Origin of the sequence: Halomonas halmophila (genome assembly GCF_006540005.1) — a bacterium.
Classification (GTDB): Bacteria; Pseudomonadota; Gammaproteobacteria; order Pseudomonadales; family Halomonadaceae; genus Halomonas; species Halomonas halmophila.
This window is the reverse complement of record NZ_BJOC01000054.1, coordinates 1-7,303: the sequence shown is the minus strand read 5'-3', so window position 1 is coordinate 7,303 and position 7,303 is coordinate 1. Positions and strand designations below refer to the sequence as shown.

The 7,303-nt window shown below is 60.4% G+C and carries 7 protein-coding genes and 1 riboswitch; of the genes, 6 read left to right on the top strand and 1 reads right to left on the bottom strand.

Annotated features, from left to right (window positions below; genetic code table 11):
* The 6 genes from HHA01_RS14370 to HHA01_RS14345 form a co-directional block, all read left to right on the top strand.
* Window positions 1-382 (top strand): sugar-binding domain-containing protein (locus HHA01_RS14370; protein WP_281285707.1); only part of this gene is annotated, 382 nt, incomplete at its 5' end.
* A 257-nt stretch (window positions 383-639) separates the two neighbouring features.
* Window positions 640-1,752: an alcohol dehydrogenase catalytic domain-containing protein gene (locus HHA01_RS14365; RefSeq protein ID WP_141321918.1), complete on the top strand. Its 1,113-nt coding sequence runs from the start codon at window positions 640-642 to the stop codon at window positions 1,750-1,752.
* Window positions 1,753-1,812: 60 nt separating this feature from the next.
* The gene (locus HHA01_RS14360; RefSeq protein WP_141321916.1) at window positions 1,813-2,460 is read left to right on the top strand and encodes a DUF2291 family protein; all 648 of its coding nucleotides are present in this window, start codon (window positions 1,813-1,815) and stop codon (window positions 2,458-2,460) included.
* Between the two features lie 30 nt (window positions 2,461-2,490).
* A complete protein-coding gene (locus HHA01_RS14355; protein ID WP_246053921.1) occupies window positions 2,491-4,038 on the top strand; it encodes a sugar ABC transporter ATP-binding protein in 1,548 nt (515 codons plus the stop codon).
* Window positions 4,039-4,071: 33 nt separating this feature from the next.
* On the top strand, window positions 4,072-5,211 hold the full coding sequence (locus HHA01_RS14350; protein ID WP_174787742.1) for an ABC transporter permease: 1,140 nt from the start codon (window positions 4,072-4,074) through the stop codon (window positions 5,209-5,211).
* Between the two features lie 18 nt (window positions 5,212-5,229).
* On the top strand, window positions 5,230-6,186 hold the full coding sequence (locus HHA01_RS14345; protein WP_141321912.1) for a D-ribose ABC transporter substrate-binding protein: 957 nt from the start codon (window positions 5,230-5,232) through the stop codon (window positions 6,184-6,186).
* A 90-nt stretch (window positions 6,187-6,276) separates the two neighbouring features.
* Here the strand turns inward: HHA01_RS14345 and HHA01_RS14340 are convergent, their stop codons facing one another.
* Complete coding sequence (locus HHA01_RS14340) at window positions 6,277-6,759, bottom strand: 6,7-dimethyl-8-ribityllumazine synthase (RefSeq protein WP_141321910.1); 483 nt, start codon at window positions 6,757-6,759, stop codon at window positions 6,277-6,279.
* Window positions 6,760-6,869: 110 nt separating this feature from the next.
* A riboswitch (FMN riboswitch) is annotated at window positions 6,870-7,043 on the bottom strand.
* Between the last annotated feature and the right edge of the window lie 260 nt (window positions 7,044-7,303).

Genomic DNA, 7,303 nt, shown 5'->3' with positions numbered 1-7,303 from the left:
CGCACGGCGGGCCGATACTGCCTTGATCGGGGTGGGAGACCTCAGCGAGGACAGCAACATGGTGCGCATGGGCTGGTTCTCGCCCCAGGAGATTGCCAAGGCGCGTCTGTCGGGCACGGTGGGTGACATGATGGGCTACGACTTCATCGATCTCCATGGCCAATCAGCGCTCACGTCCATGCAGGGGCGCGTTATCGGGCTGACCATCGCGGATCTGGCGCGCATCCCCGATGTCATTGCCATTGCCAGCGAGAACACCAAGGCGGCCGGCATTCTGGGGGCGCTCAGAACGGGTGTCATCGATACGCTGGCGACCAGTGTCACCAATGCGCATACCATCCTGCGTCTCGATGAGGCGACCCCGGCGGCCAAGCCCGAGTAAGCCTCTCTGTTCATATGATCAATGCTTCTGCTCCGTGAACGCTGCCCTATAGGGCAGCGCCGAATGCCGTCTACTTTAGGAGCCATCTCCTTTCTTCAGCATTAATGCATAATAAACAGATATTTATAGGTGTTCGCCTAAAGTATTAGGCGAAAAAGATGCCAAGTTTATTGACCCTACTACACTGAAAAGTGTTAATTCATTTGAGCAATGCAAGATCAAATGATAATTCCAAGCGCCAGCTCAGTGGAGGCCCCATGAACGATAATCACACTCCATCCGCCCCGGCGGACACCGCTATCCCCGAAACCATGAGCGCCATCGTGGCCTATTCCCCGGGGGATTACCGCCTGGAGCAGGTGGCGGTACCGGAGGTCGGTGAAAAAGAAATCCTGATCAAGGTGGAAGCCTGTGGCATCTGTGCCAGTGATCTCAAGGCGTTCGAAGGCGCGCCCAGTTTCTGGGGGAACGAAGAGCAACCGGCTTACATCAAGGCGCCGATGATCCCCGGACATGAGTTCATTGGTCATGTGGTCAAGATGGGGCCTGGTGCCAAAGGGTTCGAGATTGGCGACCGGATCATCTCCGAGCAGATCGTGCCGTGCTGGGATTGTCGCTTCTGCCATCGTGGCCAGTACTGGATGTGCGAACGGCATGATGTCTATGGCTTCCAGCACAACGTCAATGGTGGCATGGCGGACTACATGAAGTTCCCGGCTGAAGCCGTCAACCATAAGCTGCCGGACGCTATGCCGATGGAGCAAGCCGTGCTGATCGAGCCCTATGCCTGCTCGATGCATGCCGTCAAGCGCGCTCAGATCGAGCTGGGTGATGTGGTCGTGCTGGCCGGTTCCGGCACTCTGGGCCTGGGCATGATTGGCCCGATCAAGAACTCTGGCCCTTCCAAGCTCGTGGTCCTGGACCTGAACCCCGAACGATTGGAGTTGGCCAAGCAATTTGGCGCCGATGTTGTGCTGAACCCTGCCGAGGATGATGCCGTGTCGATCGTCAAGGAAATGACCGATGGCTATGGCTGTGACATTTTCATCGAAGCCACGGGAGCGGCCAAGTCGGTCGAGCAAGGGCTTTCGATGCTGCGCAAGCTCGGCCGCTTCGTGGAATTCAGCGTGTTCAAGGACCCCGTGACAGTGGACTGGAGCATCATCAGTGATCGCAAGGAGCTGGATGTGCTGGGCGCTCACCTGGGGCCTTACTGCTACCCGCTGGTGATCGAAGGTATCGAGAATGGCGACTGCCCGACGCATAGTGTCGTGACGCATAAGCTTCCCCTGGAACGCTTTCACGACGGCATCGAGCTGATGAAGCACGATAAGCAAGCCCTCAAGGTCGTGCTGATCCCTGGTGAGTGAGGTGCCATGCCTGGCTCCTCGGGGGAGGGGAGCCAGTGAACAACAAGAGGTCGTTTCATCATGAGTTCACGAGTCGATGCAGGGCCGCTGCCCCGCAATGGAAAAAGGCGCGGCCCTATCACGATCATAGCTGTGGCGGTCGTCGTGCTGGTGGTCATGGCACTGGATACCACGGTGGTGCCGATTGGCTCACAACAGGAAGAAGGGTTTTCTGCTGAGCGTTATGGCACCGAGCAGTTCCCTGTCATACGCGACAGTGTCGAAAAACGAGCTGTCCCGGCAAGCAAGCTGGCAACGGCCATTGCCGAAGACAAGGCGGCGGCCGGGGAACGCTATGGCGTATCCGCTGGCATCGGTCCGGTGGTCCCCGTGACCTTCACCGGGGTGGTCGGCGACGGTAAAGCTGGCATCTACTCGGTCGACGTCGAAGGCGTTCCCGATGACCTGACAATCCGCGTGCAGACGGGGCCAGCCATCAATGGTACCGATCTGCGAGACGCCACTGGCGATATAGAGTTCGGTGATTTTACCAACCAGATCGAATACCAGAATGCCGGTGCGGCGATCAACGATGCGATGAAGGCCCAGGTGCTGGCGGATATCGATACCGATGCCTTGAGCGGTAAGCGTGTCTCGGTGACCGGCGCCTTCAAGTTGATCAACCCGAACAACTGGCTCGTGACACCCGTCAGCTTGAGCGTGCAGTGAGCGAGCCCCTTCATGAAGGACGAATCAGTCATGAGCCATAACGCTACTATGTCCTCGGAGGAGGCCGCCGGCGAGGCGATCCTTTCGGCGCGCCATGTCGCCAAGTCCTTCGGCCAGGTCCACGCCCTGAAAGCGGTCAACTTCGATGTGCACCGTGGCCAGGTCACCACCCTGTTTGGTGAGAATGGCGCCGGCAAGTCGACATTGATGAAAATACTCTCGGGCGTGATGCGCCCTACTTCCGGCGACATTCTGCTCGAGGGACAGCCGGTGAGCTTCGCCTCGACTAGTGAGGCGCAGCAACGGGGTATCTCGATTATTCACCAGGAATTGAGTCTGGCGCCGAACCTCAGCGTGCGCGACAACATCTTCATGGGACGTGAGCTGGGCGGTGCCGCCGGCGTCGACTATGCCGAAGAGGCTCGTCAGACGCGACTGCTGATGGAAGAGCTCGACGAGCCTATCGACCCGTTGACGCCGGTCGAGGAGTTGCGTCTGGGCCAGCAGCAGATCGTCGAGATCGCCCGGGCACTCTCGGCAAATTCGCGGATCCTGATCATGGACGAGCCGACGTCGGCGCTCTCGGCCACCGAAGTGGAAGTCCTGTTCAAGGTCATCCGAGACCTCAAGCAGCGCGGCGTCTCCATCGTCTATATCTCCCACCACCTTGAGGAAGCGCTGACGATCACCGATCACGCCGTGGTACTGCGCGACGGTGTCATGACGGCGTATGCGCCGCGTTGCGATATCGATCTGGAGTGGATCGTGCGCAACATGGTCGGTGAGGGGTTCGATCTCGGCGCGCCGCCCACTGGTTACGAAATGGGCGAAGTGGCCTTGTCGCTGCGCGATGTTTCGGTGCCGGATGCCACCGTGCCGGGACGCTCGGCGGTCGACCATTTGTCGCTCGACGTGCGCGCCGGCGAAATCGTTTGCATCTACGGCCTGATGGGCGCGGGGCGCACGGAACTGCTCGAGAGCGTTGCGGGGCGTATCCCGCTGAGTAGTGGTCAAGTGAAACTTGGCGGTCAGGACGCGTCGCATCTGAGCATTGCCGAGCGGATCGAGCAGGGATTGGTGCTGGTACCCGAGGACCGCCAACGCGATGGCCTGGTGCAGACCATGTCGGTGGGGGAAAACCTGTCGCTGGCCAGTATCGGTGCCTTCACGCGCGGGCTCTTTACCTCTCGAGGCCGTGAGCAGGAGGTCGTCAGTTCTTCCATTCGCAATGTGCATATCAAGACCGACGGCGGTGACGCCAGCATCGGGTCACTGTCCGGGGGCAATCAGCAGAAGGTGGTCATCGGCAAGATGCTGGCGACCAACCCGAGGGTGGTATTGCTCGACGAACCCAGTCGAGGCATCGACATCGGTGCCAAGGCGGAAGTATTCGGTTTACTCAGCGAAGGTGCCCGCCAGGGGCTTGCCGTGGTCTTTTCCACCTCTGAGGTCGGTGAGTGCCTGAGTATCGCGCATCGCGTCCTGGTCATGAGCCGCGGGCGGATCGTGGCGGAGTTCGGGGCCGGTGTCACCAAGGCTGAGATCATGGCCGCCTCGGGCGAATCCGTGGCCGCGTAAACCTTATAAATAGCAATAGCGGAGTGCATGATAATGACGGATACCAGCCAAACTGCCGGCTCCCGAACAGGGCGCTTCGATCTGGGGCGCCTGTTGCTGGAGGGGCGCGCTTTCTTCGCCCTGATTACGATCATCGTGATCTTCTCGATCCTGTCGCCGGTCTATTTCTCGGTCGACAACTTCTTGACCATGTCGTCCCATGTGGCGATTTTCGGCCTGCTATCGATCGGCATGCTGCTGGTCATCCTGACCGGCGGCATTGACCTCTCTGTCGGCTCTACCCTGGGCTTTGCGGGGGTCTTTGCCGGCTATCTGATGCAGGGCGTCTCCTTCGAAATGTTCGGGATGGTGGTCTACCCACCGGTCTGGGCAGTGGTTATTTTGACCTGCGCCATGGGGGCGCTGGTCGGCGTCATCAATGGTGTGCTGGTTGCCTACTTCAAGGTGCCCGCCTTTGTCGCGACGCTCGGTATGCTGTATGTGGCGCGCGGCGTCGCCCTTCTGATGACCGACGGCCTGACCTACAACAACCTCGGTGGCAGCCCGGAGCTCGGTAATACCGGTTTTGCCTGGCTGGGGTTCAATCGTCTGTTGGGTGTTCCTGTCGGCGTACTGGTGCTGGCTGCCGTGGCGATCACGGTGTGGTTGACACTCAGCCGCACGCCTTTCGGGCGCTGGGTCTATTCAACCGGTGGCAATGCACGAGCCGCGGAGCTGTCCGGCGTACCGGTCAAGCGCGTACAGGTTTTGGTCTATGTCTTGTCCGGTATCTGCGCGGCCATCGCCGGGCTGGTGCTGTCCTCGCAGCTGACCTCGGCCGGGCCGACGGCCGGTACGACCTATGAGCTGACCGCTATCGCAGGTGTGGTCATCGGGGGAGCGGCCCTGGCCGGGGGACGCGGCAATGTACGAGGCACCCTGCTCGGGGCCTTCGTGATCGGCTTTCTCTCCGATGGCCTGGTGATCATCGGTGTGTCGTCCTACTGGCAGACCGTCTTCACTGGCGCCGTCATCGTGCTCGCCGTATTGCTCAACAGTATTCAGTACAGCGGCCGGAAGCCTAGCTCGACGTCTTCCGGCGGCCAAGACTCCTCTTCCAAGGAAGAGGGCAAGTCCCGTCAGGCGGACTCCGCCGCGGATAGCACTGCCGTGAACCCGGCATCACAACCATAAGATCCAAGGGTGATCACTATGTTCATGAAAGGAAAACGTCTGCTGATTGCAGCCCTCGCCGTGACGGCTCCGCTGATGGCGGGCAGCGTCGCGGCCCAGGAAAAGGGGCTGATCTCGATCATCGTCAATGATACCTCGAACCCCTATTGGTTCACCGAAGGCAAGATTGCCGAGGAGACAGCCGAAGAGTTGGGCTATGAGGCCAACGTGAGTTCCCACAAGGGGGATACCAATACGGAAAGCCGACAGATCGATACGGCGATCACCAATCAGGCCGAGGCCATTATTCTTGACCCGGCCAACGCCGATGGCTCGATCGGCGCGGTACGCAAGGCGGTGAATGCCGATATTCCGGTGTTCATCGTCAATGCCGAGATTAATAAGAAGGGCTTGGCCAAGGCGCAGTTGGTGTCCAACAACGCACAGGGTGCTGCGCTGGGGGCTCAACAGTGGGTCCAGAGCGTTGACGATGGGGCAACATATGTTGAACTCAAGGGTGCACCTTCCGACAATAACGCTGCGACCCGCTCGAATGGCTATGAGACGGTGCTGAGCCAGTACCCGAGCCTGAAGAAGGTCGCCTCGGACGTGGCCAACTGGGATCGTACCCAGGGGTACAGCAAGATGCAGAGCATGTTGCAGGCCAACCCCGATGTTGATGGCGTGATCAGCGGCAATGATGAAATGGCGCTCGGTGCAATCGCCGCCCTGAAAGAGGCTGGCAAGCTCGATGATGTCGTCGTGGGCGGCTTCGATGGCTCGCCGGATGCCGTGGAAGCGGTCAAAGCTGGGGAAATGGCCTACACGGTACTCCAGCCGGTGGCGATCTTTGCGGAAGAGGCCGTGCGCATGGCGGACAAGTTTATCCGCACCGGCGAGACCGGCCTCGACGGCGAGAAGAAGCTCTTTGACTGCATGCTGATCACCAAGGAGAACGTGGACCAGTACACGGATCCTTTCGTGCTCAAGCAGTAAGTCCTTCCGCGTGCCGGGAGCGTTCCGGCATTTCAAGCCTGCAGCGCCGCCAGGGATGTGACCTGGCGGCGTTTCTTTTGGGAGTCCCGGTCAGGCGCCGAGGAACTGACGCGCCTGGCGCAGGTTATCCAGCGTCAGGGCGCAGGCCGCGGCGGCTTCACGGCCCTTGGTCACGAAGTGCTCATGGAAGAACGCCGTGTGGGTGGCGTGCTCATGGAAGTGGTGCGGGGTGAGTACCACCGAGAGCACCGGCACCTCGGTGTCGAGCTGGACGCGCATCATGCCGTCGATGACCGCCTGGGCGACGAAGTCGTGACGATAGATGCCACCATCGACCACGAAGCCGGCGCCGACGATGGCAGCGAAGCGGCCGCTGTTGGCCAGCAACTTGGCTTGCAAGGGGATCTCGTAGGCGCCGGCGACGCTGAAGACCTCGACTTGTCCGCTATCAATGCCATGCTGTTCGGCGAGTGTGGCGATGAAGGCCTCGCGGGCCTGGCCGACGATGTCGTCGTGCCAGCTGGCCTGGATGAAGGCGATGCGTGGGGAGTGAGCGGTATTCGACTGATTCATGGTCTGCCTCTATTACGTTACCAGAATCAGGGCATGCGGAACCCTCGTCGGGCTGACGGTGGTGACTGGCGACACGAAGGCATCGCGAGTACGGGTCGCCTCGTCCAAGGTGCCGTTCTCTTCCATCCGGACTATCACCGTCGGCTTCGGCATCTCACCGAATCTGCTGACCCCGATATGCGTGGTGCTGCAGCGATATCGGGCGCTCGCGGGCTTGGGCAGATCTGCAACAACAGGCTGCCATTACCGCCGGTGGGGACTTTCACCCCGCCCTGAGAACAGTGGCCATGTATGGCCGCGCTCCATTTTACGTGGCTCATCGGGCCAGCGCCATATGTTGGCGGTGCTTTGCCGGGCCGATGGCCTTATAGCTTCCTCCGGAACCCCGCAGATCAGAGATGTCACTCGGGGCTGATCCGTCGACAGGTCTCCGAGGGGGCGCTGTGAACCCTTCCCTGGGCGCTACCGATGCCATCCATGGCATCGGACCCCCTCTTCGACCTGTCGCCGGCACCCCTCGCGAGCTCCAACGGTGATATTGCCT